This is a genomic window from Azospirillum terrae, from assembly GCF_053470425.1.
On the sequence record NZ_JBPXMR010000003.1, the window covers coordinates 205,696 to 224,969 of the forward strand.

The following is a 19,274-nucleotide window of genomic DNA, read 5'->3' on the forward strand; positions in this document are numbered from 1 at the left end:
CAACGTTCCCCACGATCAAGGCGGAAGCGTGGCGGCCTCACCGCCCCAGCTTCGCCGCCTTCACCGGGTCCACCCACCATGTCGCCGGATAACCGCTGTTGCGCAGGCCCGTGTCGTACTTCGCCGTGGTCTCCGGCCAGCCGAAGCGGGTCCAGTACGCCACCCAGCTCTCCGGGTTATACCAGTGCGGCACCATATAAAAGCCCCACAGCAGCACGCGGTCGAGCGCGCGGGTGGCGGCCTGCAAGCTGTCCAGATCCTTGGCGGCGATCACCTCTTCGATCAGCGCGTCGGCGACCGGGTCCTTGATGCCGGCGCGGTTGGCCGAGCCCTTCACGTCCGCCGCCGCCGAGCCGAAATAGTTGCGCAGCTCCGTCCCCGGCGGGCTGAAGAAGTTGAAGTTCACCACAATGGCGTCGAAGTCGAACTCTTCCGAGCGCGCCTGGAACTGCGCGGTGTCGACGATGCGAATCTGCGCGTCGATGCCGGCGCGGCGCAGCGTCTCCACATAGGGCTGGTTGACGCGGGTCAGCGAGCCGGTGCCGTCGAGGAACTCGATGGTCATCGGCTCGCCGGTCTTCACGTTGACCAGCTTGCCGTCGCGCGTCTCCCAGCCCGCCTGCTTGAACAGCTCGTACGCCTTGCGGACGTTGGCGCGGTTGTTGCCGCTGCCGTCGGTGGCCGGCGGCTCGAAGGGCTGGGAGAACAGGCGCTCGGGCAGCTTGGCGCGATGCGGCTCCAGCAGCTTCAGCTCGCCGGGCGTCGGCATCCCCCGTGCGCCGTAGTCGGAGTTGGGGAAGTTGGAGACGGTGCGGGTGTACTGGCCGTACAGGATGTTCTTGCGGATCCACTCGAAATCGAACAGCAGGCCCAGCGCCTCGCGCACCCGCGGGTCGGCGAACTTGGCGCGGCGCAGGTTGAAGCGGTAGCCCTGGGCGCCCAGCGGCAGTTCGGTCCTGATGGCGCGGCGCTCGACGCGGCCATCCAACGCGGCGGGGAAGTCGTAGCCGGTGGTCCAGCGCTGTGCGCGGTTCTCCGGGCGGATGTCGTAGGCGCCGGCCTTGAACGCCTCGAACATCACGTCGTCGTCGCGGTAGAAGTCCACCTTCACCACGTCGAAATTGTACAGGCCGCGGTTGAACGCGAGGTCCTTGCCCCAATAGTCCGCCACCCGCTCGAAACTGATCGAGCGGCCGGGATCGACGCTGCGGATGCGGTAGGGGCCGGAGCCGAGCGGCGGCTCCAGCGTGGTCTTGGAGATGTCGCGCCCGTTCGCGGTCCACCAGTGCTTCGGCTGCACGGTCATGGCGCCGCCGAAATCGATGATCGGCTTGACCTCGCCGGTGGTCTTCAGCGCGATGCGCACCCGCCGGTCGTCCAGCGCCTCGACGCTCGCCACCTTGTCGAGGAACGACTTGATGAACGGCGCGCCGTGCGCCTGGATCGAGTCCCAGGTGAACACCACGTCCTGCGCCGTCAGCGGCGTGCCGTCGTGCCAGCGCGCTTGCGGGCGCAGGTGGAAGAGGGCCCAGCTCCTGTCGTCCGGCACCTCGACGCTCTCGGCGAGCAGGCCGTAGGCGGCGTCCAGTTCCCAGCCCGAGCCGGTCATCAGGCTGTCGGAGATCAGCCCCAGCGAGCGCGGCTGCACGCCGCGCAGGATCAGCCCGTTCAGACTGTCGAAGGTGCCCGGCGACGCCAGCGTGACCGAACCGCCCTTGGGCGCGTCCGGGTTGGCGTGCGGAAGGTGTGTGATGTCCGCCCCGAACATCGGCTCGCCGAACTGCCGCAGCGCGTGCGTGCGGGTGACCTCGGCGACGGCCGGCGCTGTCAGTGCGATGAGGGCGGCGAGGGCGGCAGAGAGAAGGCGCATGGCAACGGCGACCCACGGGCGGTGGCGAACCTTCGAAACATCGCCACGCGCACGCGGCAATCAAGCGGAAAGTCCGGGTGGGGTGAATGGCAATTGACGCCATACGGCCTTGCATGGCATTAGTTGCCATATGGCGGCGCATCTGATTGTCGAGGATCGCGTAAAGTTCCCGGATGGCGCGATCCTCACCGTAAGGATCTGGGAGGTGCCGCATCCGGTGCCGCCCTCGACACATCGATTCAAGTACAGCCTGTTCTACGGCCATCCGGGCAACCGCGTGGTCGGCTACGACAATGAACGCGGCAAGGGCGACCACAGGCATTTGGGCGACGTTGAAACGCCCTATGTGTTCACCACGTGGGAGTCCCTGTTGGACGACTTCCTGGCCGATGTGGCGCAAGTGAGAGGAGAGGGCGGGCCATGAGCGAACTCAAGGTCCACGTGGGCGGCACCCTGGCCGATATGCGTAGCCGTGTCCTCTCGGCGGTGCGGCGCGCCGAAGCCGGGGAGGCGGTGTCCGAACGACACCTGACCTTCCTGAGCTTCGAACAGTTCCGCCAGACGCTGACGCCCAAGCGGCTCGAACTGCTGCGCCATCTCCATCGCAATCCCGCCTTGAACATCAAGGCATTGGCCGCGTCCCTGGGCCGCGACTACAAGCGCGTTTACGAGGACGTCAAGGCACTGGAGGACGCCGGCATGGTCGAGCGCGCCGACGACGGCAGCCTGTCGGCGGGCTACGACGAGATCGCCATCGAGACCAAGATCGCCCTGTAACTCCGGCGATTCTCAGTCTCTACCCTCACCCCCCGGCGGCAGCACCATGTCGTCCTCGCCCTCCTCGCCGAGCAGCATCTCGAACAGGGCGGCGTAGCGGCGGTCGGCGCGCAGCAGCTTCTTGAAGGCCTTGGCGTTCTTGATGTCCGCCTGAAGCCATTCCTCGGCCGCCTCGTAGTGCTCGGGGTGGACCGACAGGATGTAGACGGCGGCCTGCTCGGCGCTGACGATGCGGTCCTCGCCCAGGCGCTCCAGCACGGCGCCGATGAACACCGGCAGCACCTCGGCGGAGGCGGCGACGCCGTCCTCGCCCTCGTCCTCCTCGCCGTCCTCCTCCTCGTCGTTGCCCAGGTTCGCCTCGATGGCGTCCATGGCGGCCTTGGCGTCCGCTTCGGACATCGAGCCGTCCTCGATGCCGGTCATCAGCGCCTCGAACGCCTCCTGCTGGCGCGGGCTGAGCTGGGACATCGTCTCGACCACCAGCAGGGCGTCGAGCAGCGTCTTCTTGCGGACCTTCCAGTTGGCGTCGGCCTGCACCGCCTCGACGATGGAGTCGAGAACCGGGCGCAACTCCTCGGGGGCGGTGTCGAACACGGAGTTTTCGGGCTTGGCGATGGCGGTCACGTGCGTGTTCCTTCTTCGGAGAGGGCGGCGGCGCGCGCGCCGGGCACGCGGGCGGTCTTCAACAGGGTGGCGAAGCGCTTGTCGCCGCGCACCACCTTGCGCACGGCCTTGGCGTTCTTCGGGTCGGCCAGCATCCAGGCCTCGGCCGCCGCCTGATGTTCGGGATGGATGGACAGGACGTAGATGGCGGCCTGCTCGGCGCTGGCGATGCGTTCCTCGCCCAGCGTCTCCAGGATGGCGCCGACGTAGAAGGGCAGCACCTCGCTGAATCCGGTGGCCGGCGAGTCACCGCCATTGGGGCCGCCGTTCCCGTCCTCGGGCGGCAGCACGTGCCCGGTGGTCCCCGCCAGTTCCAGCCGCTCGGCCGGGCTCAGCGTCAGATAGGCGCCGAGGCTGAGCATGTAGTCGCACAGCGTCTTCTTGCGGACCATCCAGTTGGCGCCCTGCGCCACCTTGTCCGCCAGCGAGCCGACGAAAGCCTTGAGGTTGTCCGGCGCCTCGTCGAGGACGGAGCGCGCCGGTTGTGTGACGATGGTTGAGGTCATGGGCCTTAACTATGGTTCAGCCGGCGAGCGCGGCCAGCGCCTCGCGGTGGGTGCGGGCGTCGCCCGCGGCGATGACGCGGCCGTCCGACGACGCGTCCAGCGGGTTGCCGTTCCAGTCGGTCATCACTCCGCCGGCCCCGGTCACCACCGGCACCAGGGCCGCGAAGTCGTACAGCTTCAGCCCCGCCTCGACCACCAGATCGTAAAAGCCGCTGGCGAGCAGCCCGTAGGTGTAGCAGTCGCCGCCGTACACGGTGACCTTGACGGCGTTCTTCACGCGGTCGAAGGCCGGTGCGGTGTCGTCGGGGAACAGGTCCGGCGAGGTGGTGCCGAGCATCGCCCCGGCCAATCCGCCGGAACAGCCGCGCACCGTGGCCGGCTGGCCGTTGAGCGTGGTCGGGCGGCCGGCGACGCCGATCCAGCGGTCGCCGATGATCGGCTGGTCGATGATGCCCAGCACCGGGCGCCCGCGGTGCAGCAGCGCGATCAGCGTGCCGAAGATCGGCCGGCCGGTGATGAAGGACTTGGTGCCGTCGATGGGGTCGATGACCCACACCCACTCGGCGTCCAGGTTTTTGGTGCCGTATTCCTCGCCATAGATGCCGTCGTCCGGGCGCTCCGCCTCGATGATGGCTCGGATGGTGCGCTCCGCCTCGCGGTCGGCGACGGTGACCGGCGACGAGTCGGCCTTGTCGTCCACCACCAGAGTGGTGCGGAAATACCGGCGCACGACCGGCCCGCTGGAGTCGGCCAGACGTTCGGCAAGCGCCACCAGATGGGCGGGACAGGTCTCGGGCATTCTGAGGCTCCGCCGGCACGGGAAAGGGATGGCGCGCATCCTAAACGCCCCCGCGAGGCGCGCAAGCCGGAAAGCGGTTTGCCGGACGAGGCAACCGAGCCTAGACTTTCTCCCATGCTTGACCGACCGAACGTCTACGCGTGCGGGTCCATAGACCGCGCCGCCCACCGCCGCAAGGACCCCGCCTGGATCGCCGACGCCCGCGCGGCGCCGGAGACGCGCATCGTGCCCGTCTGGCGGGCGCGCTCGCTGGTCATTGGCCCCGAGGAGCAGCCGGTGGCGGCCCTGCTGCCCGCCGACTCAGACTGGGGCGAAGACCTCGTGCTGCTCGGCGTGCAGAACGGCGCCGCGCTGTTCGCCGTCGACCTGTCCGCGCTGGAGGTGCCGGAGGAGCACCCGGCGGTGGCCCCCCACGCCGCGGCGGGCGGGCGCTTCGTCGACCTGCGCATGGTCGGGCCGCTGATGGACCACGACGAGGGCTCGCTGTGCGCCTACGCCCGCGGCCTGACGCACTGGAACGCCCGGCACCGCTTCTGCGGCGTCTGCGGCTCCCCGGCGCTGAGCGCGGAGGGCGGACACGTGCGCAAGTGCAGCAACCCGGACTGCGCCACCCCGCACTTCCCGCGCACGGACCCGGCGGTGATCATGCTGGTGCACGACGGCGGCGACCGCTGCCTGCTCGGCCGGCAGGCGGTGTGGCCGGTGGGCATGCACTCGACGCTGGCCGGCTTCGTCGAGCCCGGCGAATGCCTGGAGGAGGCCGTCGCCCGCGAGGTGTTCGAAGAGGTCGGCGTGCGCGTCACCGACGTGCGCTATCACTCGTCGCAGCCCTGGCCGTTCCCGGCGTCGCTGATGCTGGGCTTCACGGCGCGCGCGCTGTCCACCGAGGTGGCGGTCGCCGAGGACGAGCTGGAAAGCGCCCGATGGGTGACCCGCGACTTCCTGCGCACGCTGGAGCCCGGCGACGACTTCCGCATGCCGCGCCTCGACTCCATCTCGCGCCGCCTGATCGAGGACTGGATCGCCTTGGGGTGAGAGTCTCCGCCGCCCGGTTACCAGTGGGGCATCTTGTCGATGTCCACGTGTTTGAGGTTGCTGGTCAGCAGGTGGTCCCAGGCAAAGACCTGATGCGCCTTCACCGCTTCCTGGAAGTGCCACCAGTGCGAGTCCCTGAAGCCGGGCCGATGCTTCCAGGTCAACTCGTCCTTGAGCGGGTTCAGACTCTTGGGCCAGAAATGGTCCGGCAGGCCGCGGACGTTCTCGGTCACCGCGTCGTCGAGCCATTCGTCCTCGTCGTATTCCGGCAGGGGCTCGCCGCCGTAACCCGGAGTTTCCGCCAGCCCCCGATAGCATGCGATGCGCGTCTCGACCCTCCTGTTCGTCGGGTCCTCAGGGCCGATGGCGTTGCCGAGGTCGTGTTGCAGCTCGGTTTTGCGCCGTTTCAAGTCGTCGTCGGAGATGGCCGGACTCACCGTGCGGGCCAACTTCTCCAGCAGGTGGGTGGCGGCGTCGATGAAGCGGACTTTGTTGTTCACCGTCTCCTGGCGCAGCCGGCAGTCCTGCCACACCAAGCCGGGCCAGTCCGGGGCGTGCTTGGCGTCCGCGTGCCCGACGTTGGGCGCGCATGATTCCAGCATCCCCTCCATGGCGTTGTAGCCCTCGAAGAAACCGACGAAATTCTGGTGCGCCCAGGTGTCCACGTAGCTGTGTGCGGCGATGCCGATGCGGTAGAGCGTGTGATCGCCGGCGGCCAGGGCGTTGTCGATGATGGCGTTGGCGTTCGGGCTGTTCGGCGTGGTGGTCAGCCAGTGCAGCTTGCCGTCCTTGCGCTGGGCGGTTTCCGCTAGCGGCTCGCCGGGGATGAAGTGGAACAGCGGGTAGATGCGGAACAGCGCCTTCGCCGGTTCCGCGATGTTCATCGTCTGGCTGACGAAGTTCTGGTACGCCGTCTCACGGCCGCTGTCGATCTCCAGGACGCCATTGTTGTCGTCGACGTACTGGGATGCGTAAGCGATCACCCGCGCGTCCTGCGGAGAAAGGCCGGCCTTCGTCGCCGTCAAATATGTCATGCAATAGTGGAATTCGACGTCCATTGCACATCTCCGCGCGGGTTGCGCGGCCATGGTGCGCGTCCATATGCGTGTTTACAAGGCGTTCCTCACGCTGTGCGCCGCCCGCCAAAAAGGCCCGGCTCCTTGCGGAGGCCGGGCCCGTACAGGGTGACCTGCGGCACCAGGTATCAGGAATCAGGAGTGGTGCCAGATCGGGTGCGTGGTGCGCACCGGCGAACGCCGCCGGTCACAGGGGTTCGGGTGCCGGTCGCAGGTGGTCTGGTAGACGATCGTCAATTCGTCGATCCGGTCGGTGCGCTGGCGCTGATTGGCGCGGCACAGGTTGTCCCAGACGATCTGTCGAATGGCGGCATCGCCCCAGGGCTGATCCAGCAGGGCCACACCCTTTTCCAGGGCCGTCATGTACGGAATCCGTTCGTGCTCGGCGATCTGCGCGACTTCGTCTTTTTCCAAGTTCGCAAGACCGATGCAATCTTCGTACGTCAGCATGGCCACCTCCATTGGTTGGCGCCATGGCGCCGGCAATGGTCGCGGTGCCGGTCGTCTTGGTCGTTGGGCTTGTTCCCAAGCTCTTCATTTGCAAAAGTATATAGCACAACTTGTCGAAAAGGGACAGTAGCCGAAAAGGTAAAGAACCCCTTTCTTCAGGTCATGCGACCGGATGCCGCATTTCTTTTGCGCGGCATCGCAGCAAACGTAAAATTTTACCCAAATACTGGTGAAGTTGTGGAGGCGCTCAGTCTTCGCCGTTCAGCTGGCTTCCCTGATAGCGGAACAGGCTGGCGGGATAGACGCCGAGGATCTTCATCTCGCGGGCGAAGAAGTCCAGTTCCTCCAGCGCCAGACGCAGCGGCCGCTCGTCCGGGTGGCCTTCCACGTCCACATAGAACTGCGCGGCGGCAAAGCGCCCGCCGACCATATAGCTCTCCAGCTTCGTCATGTTGACGCCGTTGGTGGCGAAGCCGCCCAGCGCCTTGTACAGCGCCGCCGGCCGGCTGCTGACGCGGAAGACGAAGGTGGTGATGGTCTTGCACGATCCGGCCGGCGGGATGCGCGGCTCGCGTGCCATGACCAGGAAGCGGGTGGTGTTGTGCTCGGCGTCCTCGATGTCGGCCTTGAGGATGTCGAGGCCGTAGATCTCCGCCGCCAGCCGGGACGCGATGGCGGCGTGCTGCGGGTCGTTCAGCGTGGCGATGTCGGAGGCGGCACCGGCAGTGTCGGCGTGGTTGATCGGCGTCAGGCCCAGCTGGCGCGTCGTGTTGCGGCACTGCGACAGCGCCTGGATGTGGCTGCGCACCGTCTTGATGGTGTCCAGCGTGGCGCCCTTCGGGGCCAGCAACTGGTGGTTCACCCGCTGGAAATGCTCGCCGATGATGTGCAGGCCGCCCTGGGGCAGCAGGTGGTGGTTGTCGGCGACGCGGCCGGCGACCGAGTTCTCCACCGGGATCATGGCGAGCCGGGCACGCCCTTCGCGCACCGCCGCGAAGGCGTCTTCGAACGACGCGCAGGGCAGGGTCTGCATTTCCGGGAAGACCGAGCGGCAGCTCAGATCGGAATAGGCGCCGGGCAGGCCCTGGAAGGCGATGACGTTCGAGAAGGGCATGGAAGTTCCGCGGTTTGGAAGGCGGTCGGGGTGGCGGAGTATCGACACCGTGCCGCCCCGCGTCAACGGCGGCGGCGATCCCGCGCCTTTAAGGCTTTTCGGAGCGGCCCGCGGCCCCAATTTAGCGTTTGGGGCGTTGCGGCGGCCGAACCGATAAAAAAGGGTAGAGACACCATGAGCATGGAAACCAACAAGATATTCGGGGCAATCCTGCTGGCGTTGCTGATCGGCACCATGAGCGGCTTCATCGCCGAGGTCCTGGTGCATCCCAAGCCGCTGGAAAAGAACGCCTACGCCATCGCCGTGCCGGAAAAGGCGCCGGCCGATGCGGCGGCCCCGGCCGGCGGCGGCGGTGCTCCGGCGCCCATCGGCCCGCTGCTCGCCAAGGCCGACGCGGGGGCCGGCCAGACCGCGGCCAAGGCCTGCGCCGCCTGCCACACCTTCAACAAGGGCGAGCCCGCCAAGGTCGGCCCCAACCTGTACGGCGTCGTCGGCGGCCCGAAGGCGCACATGCAGGGCTTCAGCTATTCCGACGCCATCGCCAAGAAGGGCGGTCAGTGGGGGTACGAGGATCTGAACCAGTTCCTGCACGACCCCAAGGGCTACGCCCCCGGCACCAAGATGACCTTCGCCGGCGTCAAGAAGGACCAGGAGCGCGCCAACATCATCGCCTACCTGCGTTCGCTCAGCGACAACCCGCCGCCGCTGCCGCAGTGAGCGGCCTTGCCCATGCCCCTCCCCACATCGGTGGGGAGGGCCTATGACTTTGATAAATCCCCGTCGCCTGCTCTGAAATAAAAGACCTACAGAGACGGGCGTATTGCAAAAAATCTGCCTCTCCAGTATAAACAGCCAACTGCACGAAGTGGCAGGCAAGGGGGAAGCGCAATGTTGCAGGCAAGACTCGAGTCGGCCGAAATGCACCGCCAAGCCATCCTCGGCATGGAGCGCCGTCTGGAGCGTGACGAACGCCGGGGCGAAGACACGACGATCGCACGCATTGTTCTTATGCGTCATTACGCCGCATACGCGCGGACGGTGGTGCAGAAGGCCGGCGGCAACGTCACCGAGATGACCACTCTCACCGACCGCGACAACGTGGTGCCGCTCGGCTGGACCGAAGGGCGCTGCCACGCCATCGACTGAAATTCCTCCACCTACGTTCCGCGCCGGACCTCGGTCGCTTCCCAGGGGCGGTAGCTGCCGGGGGTGCCGGCCTTGTGCTCGGGCTGAGCCTTGACGATCGTGCCGATCTCCGGCGCGTACCACATGCGGTAATCGTGCTCGTAGCCCCTGGCGCTCCGCTGGTTCCAGTTGATCACGACGGCGTCGAAGCTGCCTGCCGGCACGGTCACGCGTTCGGTGCGCTCCACGGTGAAGACGTTGGTCAGGCTGGTCTCGTCCTCGTCCGGCGTGGCGCCCGTGGTGACGAATCGGACGCTGTTGCCGACGCGCAGTTCGAAGGGCTGCAAGGCCCGCGTTGCCGCGGCGGAACTGGGATTGTCGGCCGACCAGAGGCCCAGCACGCGCCGGCTCGGCTTGCCGCCGCTGGTGTAGAGGCAGACCGGCCCGTCGTTGCCCTTGAACTCCAGCGTGCCGCCGGTCGAGGTGCGGACCAGTGTGCCCGGCTCGGGGCAGCGGAGCGTCAGGCCGGCGGTCTGCGATCCCGACGCGCCCGACGTCTGGCAGGCGCCCAGCGCCAGCACGAGCAGAAGTGCCAATCTCATCCGGTCCACCTCAGAAGGGGCGGCGCGCCTTCAGCGCGGCGGTCAGCGTGCCGTCGTCCAGATAGTCCAGCTCGCCACCCACGGGCACGCCGTGCGCCAGGCGCGACACCGAAACCTCGGTGCCGGCCAGGCGATCGGTGACCACGTGCGCGGTGGTCTGGCCGTCGACCGTGGCGTTCAGCGCCAGGATCACCTCGGCGACCGCCGGGTCCTTGGCGCGCTCGACCAGCGCGGCAATGGTCAGATCGTCCGGGCCGACGCCCTGCAAGGCCGACAGCACGCCGCCCAGCACATGGTAGACGCCGCGATAGGATCGCGTGCGCTCCAGCGCCCACAAATCGCCGGCATCCTCCACCACGCAGATGGTGGTGCAGTCGCGTGTGGGATCGGCGCACACCGTGCAGGGTTCGCGCGTGTCGAGGTTGCCGCACACCGGGCAGGTGCGGATCGCCTCGGCGGCCAACGCCATGGCCTCCGACAGCGGCACCATCAGGCTTTCGCGCCGCTTCATCAGTTGCAGCGCCGCGCGCCGTGCCGACCGCGGCCCCAGCCCCGGCAGCTTGGCCAGCAACTGGATCAGGCGCTCGATTTCAGGTCCGATCATTTCGGAAAGTGCTCTCTACGAGCCCCCACCCCATCCCACCCCTGCGAAGCGGGGGAGGGATGGGGTGGGCAAGCCAATCAGAACGGCAGCTTCATGCCCGGCGGCAGCTTCAGGCCGCCCATCACCTTGGCGGTCTCGTCGGCAACCTGTTGCTCGACCTTGACCTTGGCGTCGTTGAAGGCGGCGACCAGCAGATCTTCCAGAACCTCGACGTCCTCGGGATCGACGATCGACTTGTCGAGCTTGACCGACTTCAGGTCGCCCTTGCCGTTCAGCGTCACTTTCACCATGCCGGCACCGGACTGCCCGGACACTTCGATGTCGGCCAGCTTCGACTGCATGTCCTGCATCTTGGACTGCATCTCCTGGGCCTGCTTCATCATCTGGCCGAGATTCTTCATGACTCACTCGTCTCCCAATTCGTCCAACGGGTACAACAACGCATCACGGATGTTTATGTCATCACTGTCCGGTTCGTCCGCAACCGCCGCCGCGGCCGCAGCCGCCGCGGCGGCCGCCGCAAGATCGCGAACCTCCAGGATCTTCGCCCCGGCAAAGCCGTCCAGCACGGCGCGCACCACCGGGTTGGCCGCCGCCTCGTCCAGCGCGCGCTGGAGCGACGCGTCCTCCTGCTGCTGCAAGGTGGGCTCGCCCGGCCGGTCGCTGACGATGACCACCCAGCGGTGCCCGGTCCATTGGGTGAGGGCCTGCCCGACACGGTTGGCGAGGTTGGCCGGCGCCGTCGGTTCCGGCCGGATCTCCAGCCGCCCCGGCTCCATCCGCACGAGGTGCGCGGCGCCGAACAGTTGTCCATACAGCGCACCCTCGCGCCGCTCGGCGAACAGCTGCACCAGCGTGCGGTAGTCGCGTGGCATCGGCGCCCAGTCCTCGGACTGTGCCGCGGCGACGGCCTCGGCCGGTTGCGCCAGCGGCTGCGCCACCGCTTCGGCTTGGCGACCGCCCACGGCGCGCGCCGCGCCGCCACCGGCGATGGCGACCGGACCTCCGCCGGGCGGGCGCGGTGCACCACCGTTGCCATTGCCGCCGTTCGTCCCCGCCGCGGCGTTCTGCAGCTGCCGGATCATCTCGCCGGGCGTCGGCATGTCGGCGGCGTAGGACAGCCGGACGATCACCATCTCCAGCGCCTGCTGCGGGATGGGCGCGGCCTGCACCTCGCCCAGGCCCTTCAGCAGCAACTGCCACGCGCGCGTCAGCGCCGGCATGGACAGCTTGCCCGACATCTCGCGCCCGCGGGTGCGCTCGGCCTCGGGCATGGACGGGTCGTTGGCGCTGTCCGGGATGACCTTCAGCCGCGTCAGGCTGTGCACGAGGTCCAGCAGATCCTGAAGGATCACCACCGCGTCGGCGCCGACGCGGTGCAGTTCCGACAGGATGTCCAGCGCTTCGGCCGGCTTGGCGGAGGTCGCGGCCTCGAACAGGTCGAGGATGCGCGCCCGGTCGGCGAGGCCGAGCATGTCGCGCACCTGCACGGCGGTCACCGCCCCGCCGCCCAGCGCGATGGCCTGATCGAGCAGCGACAGTCCGTCGCGCACCGAACCATCGGCGGCGCGCGCCACCAGCGATGCGGCGTCCGGCTCCAGAACGGCGCCTTCCAGCCCGGCGATGCGGGTGAAATGCTCCTTCAGGACGGCGGCGTCCACCCGGCGCAGGTCGAAGCGCTGGCAGCGGGAGAGCACCGTCACCGGCACCTTGCGGATCTCGGTGGTGGCGAAGACGAACTTCACGTGCGCCGGCGGTTCCTCCAGCGTCTTCAAGAGCGCGTTGAACGCGCTCTTGGAGAGCATGTGGACCTCGTCGATGATGTACAGCTTGTAGCGCGCCGAGACGGGGGCGTAGCGCACGCCGTCGATGATCTCGCGGATGTCGTCGACGCCGGTGTGCGACGCGGCGTCCATCTCCATCACGTCGACGTGCCGGTCCTCAGCGATGGCGCGGCAATTGTCGCAGACGCCGCAGGGCGTGATGGTCGGCCCGCCGGTGCCGTCCGGCCCGGTGCAGTTCAGCGCGCGGGCGATGATGCGAGCGGTGGTGGTCTTGCCGACGCCGCGCACGCCGGTCAGCATGAACGCCTGGGCGATGCGGCCGGAGTTGATGGCGTTGGTCAGCGTGCGCACCAGCGCGTCCTGGCCGATCAGCTCGTCGAAGCTCTTCGGGCGGTACTTGCGGGCGAGCACACGGTAAGCGACCGCCGGGGCGGCGGCCTCGTGGCTGGCGACGGGCGTATCGGCGATGGTGGTGTCGGTCACGCTGCTGGACGCACTCTATCCTTGGGCCGCCAGAATAGCGGCTCAGCCCCGGCTTTGCGCTTAAAAACTTTTAGAGGAGGGTGGGAGGCTGGACGAACGACCCGAGCCTGAACTCGTTGCGGCTGCTTCCTTCCGGACCTGACCGGGTTGGCGAGGGACCCGCCCGACGCCAACCTCCCACCGGGAATATCGTCATCGCCGCGGTCATATGCAAGCCGAATCCGACTCAAGGCCAATCCGGCGGGTCGACGTCCGCTCCCCGTCATGGTAACCGCGCGGCGTCCCGCCCAGCGTGCGGCGGAACATGGCGGTGAAGGCGCTGGGGCTGTCGTAGCCGGCGGCGCGCGCCGCCCCGGCCACGCTGTCGCCGCCGGCCAGCCGGGCCAGCGCCTCGGCCAGCCGCGCCTGCTGGCGCCACGCGCCGAAGCTCAGCCCGGTCTCGCTGCGGAACAGCCGGGCCAGCGTGCGGGCGCTGGCGCCGCTGTGCTCGGCCCAGCCGTCCAGCGTGTCGGTGCGGGCCGGCGCGTCGATCAGCGCCCGGCACAGCGCCGCCAGCCGCCGGTCGCGCGGCATGGGCAGCCACAGCGGCACCTCCGGCGCACGCGCCAACTCATCGAGGATCAGCGCGGCGAGCAAGGCGCCGCGACCGCTTGGCTCGGGCGCTGGTGGCCCGTCCAGAACGGCGAGGATCAGTTCGCGCAGCAAACCCGACACCTCGATCACCCGGCAGCGCCCGGCGTCGGCGAAGACCGGCGTGCCGGGGGCGACGTACAGCGTGCGCATGGAGGTGTCCCCGGCGATCAGGAAACCATGCTCGACCCCCGGCGGAATCCACACCGCGCGCAGCGGCGGCACGATCCAGGCGCCGTCCGCCGTGGTCACCCGCAGCGTCCCGGTGATGGCGTAGAGAAGCTGCGCCCGGCGGTGCCGGTGCGGCGGCATGCGGGTGCCGTGCGGGTACTCCTTGGCCAGGGCGACCACGGGTGCACTCGCGTCGTCGATGGAGTCCGGGTCGATGATGCACGTCATGGTGTGTCCGTTTCGCGACGACTCTTGACCGGACGCAGGATAGCGGACACGCCTATCCTGTCCAGCGGTTCAATCACCTGACACGAAAAGGAATCATCCCATGGCCGCCGCATCGCGCCGGGTCATCGCCTTCATCAACGCCGGGCACGCCATCGACCACCTGCTCATGCTGATCTTCCCGACCGCGGTGCTCGGCATGGGGGACAGCTTCGGGATGCCGTACGGCGAGCTTCTGGCGCTGTCGCTCGGCGGTTTCATCGCGTTCGGGGCGGGGTCGCTGCCGTCCGGCTGGCTCGGCGACCACTGGAGCCGGCGCAACATGATGGCGGTGTTCTTCATCGGCACCGGCGCCGCGACGGTGCTGACCAGCTTCGCCGCCACGCCCTGGCAACTCGCCGCCGGCATGACCGCCATCGGGGTGTTCGGCTCGATCTACCACCCCGTGGGCACCGCCATGCTGACCGCGCACGCCGAGCGGTTGGGGCGGGAGATCGGCGTCAACGGCGTCTGGGGCAATCTTGGCATCGCCTTCGCCGCCCTGGCGGCGGGCGGGCTGACGCAGGCGCTGGGCTGGCGCACCGCTTTCGCGGTGCCGGGCGTCGTGGCGATCGCGATTGGCGTGCTCTTCGCCATGCTGGTGCCGGACGCCCCGGCGCCGCGGCGTGCGGCGGCGCGCACCACCGTGGACCTGCCGCGCGCCGTGGTGCTGCGGGCGTTCGCCGTGCTGGCGGCGACCACGGTGGCCGGCGGCGTGGTGTTCAACGCCGCCACGGTCTCGCTGCCCAAGCTGTTCGACGAGCGCCTGCTGGCGGTTGCCGGAACGCCGTTGGGCGTGGGGGCGCTGGTGTCGGCGATCTATGTGGTCGGCGCCACGTCGCAGCTGCTGGTCGGCCGCCTGCTGGACTGCTATACGCTGCGCCGGGTGTTCATCCCACTGGCGGCGTTGCTGGCGCCGGGCTTGGCTCTGGCCTCGGTCGTCGAGGGTTGGGCGCTGGTGTTTCCCGCGGTGCTGATGATGTTCGCCATCTTCGGTCAGGTGACCATCAACGACACCATGGTCGCCAAGTACACCACCGAGGCGTGGCGGGCGCGGGCCTACGCGGTGCGCTACCTCGTCTCGTTCGCGGCCAGCGCGCTGGCGGTGCCGCTGGTCGGCGTGCTGCACGAGGCGGGGGGCTTCGCGGTCCTGTACCAAGTGCTGGCGCTGTTCGGGGTGGTGATCGCGGCGTCGGCGGCGGTGTTCCCGCACCGTCCCGGCGAGGTGCAGGCCATACCCGCTGCCGCCCCGGCCGAGTGAGTCGCATTTTTCCGGGAACCCCCACGCCGCCCCGCGCATCCTAGATATCAGGAACACGGGGAGGACCAGATGGCCGGACACCTGACGGTCGCAACGGGCGGCGAGCCGGAGACGGATCTTCTCGACGCGCTGAAGCGCGGCGACGCCCACGCCTTCGAGACGGTGATGCGCCGGCACAACCGGCGCCTCTTCCGCATCGCGCGCTCGATCCTCAAGGACGAGGGCGAGGCGGAGGAGGCGGTGCAGGACGCCTATCTGCGCGCCTTCACCCATCTGGACCAGTGCGCCGACGCCGGCCGCCTCGGCGGCTGGCTGGCGCGCATCGCCGCCAACGAGGCGCTGATGCGCCTGCGCAAACACGGCCGGGTGCGGCTGTTCGCCGATGGCGCCGAGGCGGAGGATTCCGATGCCGGCGCCGCCGTGGTGCCGCTGTGGACCGCTGCCAGCAACCCGGAGGAGTTGTTCGCCGTGGCCGAACTGAAACGCCTCGTCGAGCGGGCCATCGACGATCTGCCGGACGGCTTCCGCGCCGTCTTCGTGATGCGCACGGTGGAGCAGATGAGCGTGCAGGAGACCGCCGCCTGCCTGGGCATCCCGCCCGACACGGTGAAGACCCGCCTGCACCGGGCGCGGGCGCTGCTGCAAAAGGCGCTCAGCGACCATCTCGACCGCCTCGTGCCCACCGCCTTCGGATTCGCCGGCGAGCGCTGCGACCGCATCGTCGCCGACGTGCTCGCGCGCCTCAAACGCTGAGCCGCGCTTCGTCACAAAGGGAGGATACCATGCTGAAGCAGACGCTTCTGGCGGCTGTTGCCGTCACCGTTCTGTCCATGCCTGCCCAGGCCGCCGACGTGCCGGAGAAGGGGCCGCCGGGCGGCGACTACAAGAAAGTCAGCGATCTGGCGAGCGGCCTGCCGGACTTCATCCCCGGCCTCGGCACGCTGTACGCCAAGCCTGCGGAACTGCCGACCGGCCCGTATCTGGCTTATGACCGCAAGCAGCATCTCGTCGGTGCCGTCTACATGGTGCCGATGAAGGACATGGAGGCGCAGAAAGACTTCAAGCGTCTGGCGGCGCCGCATCGGCCGGTCGACCACGTGACGGTCGATTTCAACCCCGGCCATCCGGGCATGGCCGAGCCGCACTATCACTTCACGGTCTGGTACGTGTCGGAGAAGCAGGCCGAGCAGCTCGCCGAAGCGCCGGCCCGCAAATAGCTCAGAACAGAACGCTCACCGCGCGGTAGACGGTATAGCCGATGCCGATGGCCACGGCCCACGACAGCGCGATCAGGGCCGCCCAGAGAGCCACCAGCTTCGGTCCGCGCATCTTCTCCACCGCCGGTTCGGACGCCGGGTCGGGCAGGGTGATGACGACAGGGTGTTGGGAGCGGACCGCGCGGTCAACCGTCTCGGCCTCGGTACGCTCATTGCGCGACAGGACCGGCATCGGGTGGGACTGTGGCATGAGAGGGGTGCCTGTTGTGTGGGCCTCCCTGAATGTAGTCCCCAATCGATCAGGGAGTCTGGGACCAATTGCGGTACCCACTTTTTCGTACGGAGCCCGGCGGGGGAGGGGCCGCTCCCCCGCCGTTCCGCAGTGTGCTTCTTACTTCTTGAGCGCGGCGACGCCCGGCAGGTCCTTGCCTTCCAGCCATTCCAGGAAGGCGCCACCGGCGGCCGAGACGTAGGTGAAGGCCTGCTCCACCCCGGCCGACGCCAGCGCCGACACCGTGTCGCCGCCACCGGCCACCGACAGCAGCTGGCCGTCCTGCGTGCGCTTGGCGACCAAGCCCGCCACCGCGTTGGTGCCGGCGTCGAAGGGCTTGATCTCGAACGCACCCAGCGGGCCGTTCCACACCACGGTCTTGGCGCCCTGGATCTTCAGGCCGAGGAACTCGACCGTCTTCGGGCCGATGTCCAGCGCCATCTCATCCGCGCCGATGGCCTTCGCGTCCACGTCGCGGCTGGCCGCACCGGCCTTGAACTCCTTGGCGACGATGAAGTCCAGCGGCAGCAGGATCTCGCAGCCGGCCTTCTTGGCCGTCTCCATGATCGCGCGCGCCTGATCGGCCATGTCCTTCTCGCACAGCGAGGCGCCCACATCCACGCCCTGGGCGTACAGGAAGGTGTTCGCCATGCCGCCGCCCAGCGCCAGCATGTCGACCTTGCCCACCAGATTGCCCAGCAGGTCGAGTTTGGTGGAGATCTTCGCCCCGCCGACCACGGCGCACACCGGCCGCTCCGGCTTCTCCAACGCCTTGGTCAGCGCCTCCAGCTCCTGCTGCATCAGCCGCCCGGCGGCGCTGGGCAGGTGGCGGGCCACACCTTCGGTCGAGGCGTGGGCGCGGTGGGCGGCCGAGAAGGCGTCGTTGACGTAGAGGTCGCCCAGTTCCGCCATCTGCTTGGCGAAGGCCGGGTCGTTCTTCTCTTCCTCGGCGTGGAAGCGGGTGTTCTCCAGCAGCACCATCTGGCCGGGCTTGACGGCGGCGATGGCGGCCTTGGCCTTGTCGCCGACGCAATCCTCGGCGAACGCCACCTCCTGGCCCACGGCCTTGGAGAGATCGCCCAGCACATGGCGCAGCGAGTTCTTGGCATCCGGCCCGCCCTTGGGGCGGCCGAAGTGGGAGAGGATGACCACCTTGGCGCCCTTCGACGCCAGTTCCTTCAGCGTCGGCGCCAGACGGTCGATGCGGGTGGTGTCGCTGACCTTGCCGTCCTGCATGGGAACGTTCAGGTCGGCGCGCACCAGCACGGTCTTGCCGCTCACGCTGAGGTCGTCGATGGTGTTGAAGTCGGTCATGGCCGCTCACCCCCGGAAAAGGTTCGAATTTTGGGGCACCGAAGCACAGCGCGGCCCACTTTGCAACGCTGGACGGGGGGACTCGCCCTGCGGCGTAAGGCTCCCATCTCATAAGGCATGACCGAGCCCCTTCGACGAGACGACACCCGGCCGCCGCTTATCGGCTCCGCCGGGCGCATCGCCTACGCCGCGGCCCAGGCCGCCCGCGTGGCGTGGTTCTTCGGCCAGTACGCGCTGGCCGCCCGCATCTCCGGCCCCAACATCCCGCGCGCCGAACGCCCCAAGGACATCCGCACCCCCGACACCCGCGGCATCCTGGCCGAGTTGCGGGCGCTGATGGAGCGCGATCTCGCCAACATCGAGGCGGGGCGCTACCGCATGCCGCACGACCTGATCCTCAGCCCGGCGCGGGTGGTGGCGGACGCCACCGCCTTCTTCCGCGACCTGCCCGAGGTGCAGCGCCGCCGCCGTGGCCGCGTCGGCACCGAGGTGCGCACCAACCCGCCGCCGGGGTCGGAAGCGCTCCCCGCCTACTACCGCCAGAACTTCCATTTCCAGACCGACGGCTATTTGTCGGAACACAGCGCCCGCCTCTACGACCATCAAGTCGAGGTGCTGTTCGGCGGCGGCGCCGACGCCATGCGCCGCCAGGCGCTGGTCCCCATCTTCGAGCACCTGAAGGGCCGCAGCGTCGCCGGCAGCCGGTTGCTCGACGTGGCGGCGGGGACGGGGCGCTTCCTCACCTTCGTCAAGGACAACTGGCCACGGCTGGACACCACCGCCCTCGACCTCTCGCACGCCTACCTGACCGAGGCGCGCCGCTCGCTGGCCCCATGGGCGCGCACCACCCGCGTGGTGCAGGCGGCGGCCGAGGCGCTGCCGCTGCCGGACGCCAGCCAGGACGTCGTCACCTGCATCTACCTGTTCCACGAACTGCCGCGCAAAATCCGCGCGCAGGTCGCGGCGGAATGGGCGCGGGTGCTGAAGCCCGATGGCATCGTCGTCTTCATGGACAGCCTGCAACGGGGCGACAACCCGGTGATGGACGGCCTGATCGAGCTGTTCCCGCTGGCCTTCCACGAGCCGTTCTACGCCGACTACGCCCGCCAGGACTTGGGCGCGATGTTCGCGGACGCCGGGCTGACGGTGCGCTCGTCCACACCGGTATTCATGTCCAAGATGGTGGTCCTGGAAAAGCGACTGTCATAAAACTGCAAAACTTGGCCGGCTAGGCAACGCGAATACGTGCGTGTAGAAA

23 protein-coding genes and 1 other RNA gene are annotated in these 19,274 nt (G+C 68.5%); 9 read left to right on the forward strand and 15 right to left on the reverse strand.

What is annotated here, in order from left to right; genetic code table 11:
* Positions 1-37: 37 nt before the first annotated feature.
* Positions 38-1,870, reverse strand: coding sequence for an extracellular solute-binding protein (locus ACSVDD_RS10845; protein ID WP_448189360.1), 1,833 nt, complete (start codon positions 1,868-1,870; stop codon positions 38-40).
* A 130-nt stretch (positions 1,871-2,000) separates the two neighbouring features.
* On the opposite strand from ACSVDD_RS10845, the gene ACSVDD_RS10850 reads away from it, so the two are divergent.
* Together ACSVDD_RS10850 and ACSVDD_RS10855 are read left to right on the forward strand one after the other, a co-directional pair.
* Positions 2,001-2,294 (forward strand): toxin-antitoxin system TumE family protein, encoded by a 294-nt coding sequence (locus tag ACSVDD_RS10850; RefSeq protein ID WP_448189361.1) that lies wholly within the window; start codon positions 2,001-2,003, stop codon positions 2,292-2,294.
* Positions 2,291-2,647 (forward strand): HVO_A0114 family putative DNA-binding protein, encoded by a 357-nt coding sequence (locus ACSVDD_RS10855; RefSeq protein WP_448189362.1) that lies wholly within the window; start codon positions 2,291-2,293, stop codon positions 2,645-2,647. The genes ACSVDD_RS10850 and ACSVDD_RS10855 overlap by 4 nt, the downstream gene beginning before the upstream one ends.
* Positions 2,648-2,659: 12 nt before the next feature.
* On the opposite strand, the gene ACSVDD_RS10860 is transcribed toward ACSVDD_RS10855, so the two are convergent.
* Genes ACSVDD_RS10860 through hisN form a run of 3 tightly spaced genes read right to left on the reverse strand, consistent with a single transcriptional unit; the run spans position 2,660 to position 4,615 of the window.
* Complete coding sequence (locus tag ACSVDD_RS10860) at positions 2,660-3,271, reverse strand: hypothetical protein (RefSeq protein ID WP_448189363.1); 612 nt, start codon at positions 3,269-3,271, stop codon at positions 2,660-2,662.
* Positions 3,268-3,816 (reverse strand): hypothetical protein, encoded by a 549-nt coding sequence (locus tag ACSVDD_RS10865; protein WP_448189364.1) that lies wholly within the window; start codon positions 3,814-3,816, stop codon positions 3,268-3,270. The genes ACSVDD_RS10860 and ACSVDD_RS10865 overlap by 4 nt, the downstream gene beginning before the upstream one ends.
* Positions 3,817-3,832: 16 nt before the next feature.
* The gene (gene hisN / locus ACSVDD_RS10870; protein WP_448189365.1) at positions 3,833-4,615 is read right to left on the reverse strand and encodes a histidinol-phosphatase; all 783 of its coding nucleotides are present in this window, start codon (positions 4,613-4,615) and stop codon (positions 3,833-3,835) included.
* 114 nt (positions 4,616-4,729) lie between these two features.
* Between hisN and nudC the strand changes: the two genes are divergently transcribed.
* The gene (gene nudC / locus ACSVDD_RS10875; protein WP_448189366.1) at positions 4,730-5,650 is read left to right on the forward strand and encodes an NAD(+) diphosphatase; all 921 of its coding nucleotides are present in this window, start codon (positions 4,730-4,732) and stop codon (positions 5,648-5,650) included.
* 17 nt (positions 5,651-5,667) lie between these two features.
* On the opposite strand, the gene ACSVDD_RS10880 is transcribed toward nudC, so the two are convergent.
* The 3 genes from ACSVDD_RS10880 to ACSVDD_RS10890 form a co-directional block, all read right to left on the reverse strand.
* Positions 5,668-6,708, reverse strand: coding sequence for a DUF6765 family protein (locus ACSVDD_RS10880; protein ID WP_448189367.1), 1,041 nt, complete (start codon positions 6,706-6,708; stop codon positions 5,668-5,670).
* Positions 6,709-6,861: 153 nt separating this feature from the next.
* Positions 6,862-7,176, reverse strand: coding sequence for a hypothetical protein (locus tag ACSVDD_RS10885; RefSeq protein WP_448189368.1), 315 nt, complete (start codon positions 7,174-7,176; stop codon positions 6,862-6,864).
* A 247-nt stretch (positions 7,177-7,423) separates the two neighbouring features.
* Positions 7,424-8,290 (reverse strand): prephenate dehydratase, encoded by an 867-nt coding sequence (locus ACSVDD_RS10890; protein WP_448189369.1) that lies wholly within the window; start codon positions 8,288-8,290, stop codon positions 7,424-7,426.
* Positions 8,291-8,464: 174 nt separating this feature from the next.
* Here ACSVDD_RS10890 and ACSVDD_RS10895 point away from each other — a divergent pair, with 174 nt between their 5' ends.
* Positions 8,465-9,007 carry a c-type cytochrome gene (locus ACSVDD_RS10895; protein WP_448189370.1) on the forward strand — a complete coding sequence of 181 codons (543 nt, stop codon included), beginning with the start codon at positions 8,465-8,467 and terminating at the stop codon, positions 9,005-9,007.
* Positions 9,008-9,208: 201 nt separating this feature from the next.
* On the forward strand, positions 9,209-9,436 hold the full coding sequence (locus tag ACSVDD_RS10900) for a hypothetical protein (RefSeq protein WP_448189371.1): 228 nt from the start codon (positions 9,209-9,211) through the stop codon (positions 9,434-9,436).
* An 11-nt stretch (positions 9,437-9,447) separates the two neighbouring features.
* Here ACSVDD_RS10900 and ACSVDD_RS10905 read toward each other — a convergent pair whose 3' ends face one another.
* The 6 genes from ACSVDD_RS10905 to ACSVDD_RS10930 all read right to left on the reverse strand — a co-directional run bounded on the left by ACSVDD_RS10905 (position 9,448) and on the right by ACSVDD_RS10930 (position 13,917).
* Positions 9,448-10,017, reverse strand: a complete 570-nt coding sequence (locus tag ACSVDD_RS10905; protein ID WP_448189372.1) for a TapB family protein — start codon at positions 10,015-10,017, stop codon at positions 9,448-9,450.
* A 10-nt stretch (positions 10,018-10,027) separates the two neighbouring features.
* A complete protein-coding gene (gene recR, locus ACSVDD_RS10910; RefSeq protein WP_448189373.1) occupies positions 10,028-10,621 on the reverse strand; it encodes a recombination mediator RecR in 594 nt (197 codons plus the stop codon).
* Positions 10,622-10,698: 77 nt separating this feature from the next.
* Positions 10,699-11,022 (reverse strand): YbaB/EbfC family nucleoid-associated protein, encoded by a 324-nt coding sequence (locus ACSVDD_RS10915; protein WP_448189374.1) that lies wholly within the window; start codon positions 11,020-11,022, stop codon positions 10,699-10,701.
* Between the two features lie 3 nt (positions 11,023-11,025).
* Positions 11,026-12,888: a DNA polymerase III subunit gamma/tau gene (locus ACSVDD_RS10920; protein ID WP_448189375.1), complete on the reverse strand. Its 1,863-nt coding sequence runs from the start codon at positions 12,886-12,888 to the stop codon at positions 11,026-11,028.
* A gap of 80 nt (positions 12,889-12,968) precedes the next feature.
* Positions 12,969-13,066, reverse strand: an RNA gene (ffs, locus tag ACSVDD_RS10925) — signal recognition particle sRNA small type.
* 26 nt (positions 13,067-13,092) lie between these two features.
* Complete coding sequence (locus ACSVDD_RS10930) at positions 13,093-13,917, reverse strand: AraC family transcriptional regulator (protein WP_448189376.1); 825 nt, start codon at positions 13,915-13,917, stop codon at positions 13,093-13,095.
* Positions 13,918-14,017: 100 nt separating this feature from the next.
* On the opposite strand from ACSVDD_RS10930, the gene ACSVDD_RS10935 reads away from it, so the two are divergent.
* The 3 genes from ACSVDD_RS10935 to ACSVDD_RS10945 all read left to right on the forward strand — a co-directional run bounded on the left by ACSVDD_RS10935 (position 14,018) and on the right by ACSVDD_RS10945 (position 16,431).
* Positions 14,018-15,214, forward strand: a complete 1,197-nt coding sequence (locus tag ACSVDD_RS10935) for an MFS transporter (protein WP_448189377.1) — start codon at positions 14,018-14,020, stop codon at positions 15,212-15,214.
* A 69-nt stretch (positions 15,215-15,283) separates the two neighbouring features.
* On the forward strand, positions 15,284-15,967 hold the full coding sequence (locus ACSVDD_RS10940; RefSeq protein ID WP_448189378.1) for an RNA polymerase sigma factor: 684 nt from the start codon (positions 15,284-15,286) through the stop codon (positions 15,965-15,967).
* Positions 15,968-15,996: 29 nt separating this feature from the next.
* A complete protein-coding gene (locus ACSVDD_RS10945) occupies positions 15,997-16,431 on the forward strand; it encodes a hypothetical protein (protein ID WP_448189379.1) in 435 nt (144 codons plus the stop codon).
* A 1-nt stretch (position 16,432) separates the two neighbouring features.
* Here ACSVDD_RS10945 and ACSVDD_RS10950 read toward each other — a convergent pair whose 3' ends face one another.
* Positions 16,433-16,681 (reverse strand): KH domain-containing protein, encoded by a 249-nt coding sequence (locus tag ACSVDD_RS10950; protein WP_448189380.1) that lies wholly within the window; start codon positions 16,679-16,681, stop codon positions 16,433-16,435.
* Between the two features lie 141 nt (positions 16,682-16,822).
* On the reverse strand, positions 16,823-18,016 hold the full coding sequence (locus ACSVDD_RS10955; RefSeq protein WP_448189381.1) for a phosphoglycerate kinase: 1,194 nt from the start codon (positions 18,014-18,016) through the stop codon (positions 16,823-16,825).
* A gap of 117 nt (positions 18,017-18,133) precedes the next feature.
* On the opposite strand from ACSVDD_RS10955, the gene ACSVDD_RS10960 reads away from it, so the two are divergent.
* Positions 18,134-19,225, forward strand: coding sequence for a class I SAM-dependent methyltransferase (locus ACSVDD_RS10960; RefSeq protein WP_448189382.1), 1,092 nt, complete (start codon positions 18,134-18,136; stop codon positions 19,223-19,225).
* The last annotated feature ends 49 nt before the right edge of the window (positions 19,226-19,274 follow it).

Bases quoted from the DNA above. Each gene is read 5' to 3' on its own strand.
- ACSVDD_RS10845 (WP_448189360.1), bottom strand. From the start codon at position 1,870: ATGCGCCTTCTCTCTGCCGCCCTCGCCGCCCTCATCGCACTGACAGCG.
- ACSVDD_RS10850 (WP_448189361.1), top strand. From the start codon at position 2,001: ATGGCGGCGCATCTGATTGTCGAGGATCGCGTAAAGTTCCCGGATGGC.
- ACSVDD_RS10855 (WP_448189362.1), top strand. From the start codon at position 2,291: ATGAGCGAACTCAAGGTCCACGTGGGCGGCACCCTGGCCGATATGCGT.
- ACSVDD_RS10865 (WP_448189364.1), bottom strand. From the start codon at position 3,816: ATGACCTCAACCATCGTCACACAACCGGCGCGCTCCGTCCTCGACGAG.
- hisN (WP_448189365.1), bottom strand. From the start codon at position 4,615: ATGCCCGAGACCTGTCCCGCCCATCTGGTGGCGCTTGCCGAACGTCTG.
- nudC (WP_448189366.1), top strand. From the start codon at position 4,730: ATGCTTGACCGACCGAACGTCTACGCGTGCGGGTCCATAGACCGCGCC.
- ACSVDD_RS10880 (WP_448189367.1), bottom strand. From the start codon at position 6,708: ATGGACGTCGAATTCCACTATTGCATGACATATTTGACGGCGACGAAG.
- ACSVDD_RS10885 (WP_448189368.1), bottom strand. From the start codon at position 7,176: ATGCTGACGTACGAAGATTGCATCGGTCTTGCGAACTTGGAAAAAGAC.
- ACSVDD_RS10890 (WP_448189369.1), bottom strand. From the start codon at position 8,290: ATGCCCTTCTCGAACGTCATCGCCTTCCAGGGCCTGCCCGGCGCCTAT.
- ACSVDD_RS10895 (WP_448189370.1), top strand. From the start codon at position 8,465: ATGAGCATGGAAACCAACAAGATATTCGGGGCAATCCTGCTGGCGTTG.
- ACSVDD_RS10900 (WP_448189371.1), top strand. From the start codon at position 9,209: ATGCACCGCCAAGCCATCCTCGGCATGGAGCGCCGTCTGGAGCGTGAC.
- ACSVDD_RS10905 (WP_448189372.1), bottom strand. From the start codon at position 10,017: ATGAGATTGGCACTTCTGCTCGTGCTGGCGCTGGGCGCCTGCCAGACG.
- recR (WP_448189373.1), bottom strand. From the start codon at position 10,621: ATGATCGGACCTGAAATCGAGCGCCTGATCCAGTTGCTGGCCAAGCTG.
- ACSVDD_RS10915 (WP_448189374.1), bottom strand. From the start codon at position 11,022: ATGAAGAATCTCGGCCAGATGATGAAGCAGGCCCAGGAGATGCAGTCC.
- ACSVDD_RS10930 (WP_448189376.1), bottom strand. From the start codon at position 13,917: ATGACGTGCATCATCGACCCGGACTCCATCGACGACGCGAGTGCACCC.
- ACSVDD_RS10935 (WP_448189377.1), top strand. From the start codon at position 14,018: ATGGCCGCCGCATCGCGCCGGGTCATCGCCTTCATCAACGCCGGGCAC.
- ACSVDD_RS10940 (WP_448189378.1), top strand. From the start codon at position 15,284: ATGGCCGGACACCTGACGGTCGCAACGGGCGGCGAGCCGGAGACGGAT.
- ACSVDD_RS10945 (WP_448189379.1), top strand. From the start codon at position 15,997: ATGCTGAAGCAGACGCTTCTGGCGGCTGTTGCCGTCACCGTTCTGTCC.
- ACSVDD_RS10950 (WP_448189380.1), bottom strand. From the start codon at position 16,681: ATGCCACAGTCCCACCCGATGCCGGTCCTGTCGCGCAATGAGCGTACC.
- ACSVDD_RS10955 (WP_448189381.1), bottom strand. From the start codon at position 18,016: ATGACCGACTTCAACACCATCGACGACCTCAGCGTGAGCGGCAAGACC.
- ACSVDD_RS10960 (WP_448189382.1), top strand. From the start codon at position 18,134: ATGACCGAGCCCCTTCGACGAGACGACACCCGGCCGCCGCTTATCGGC.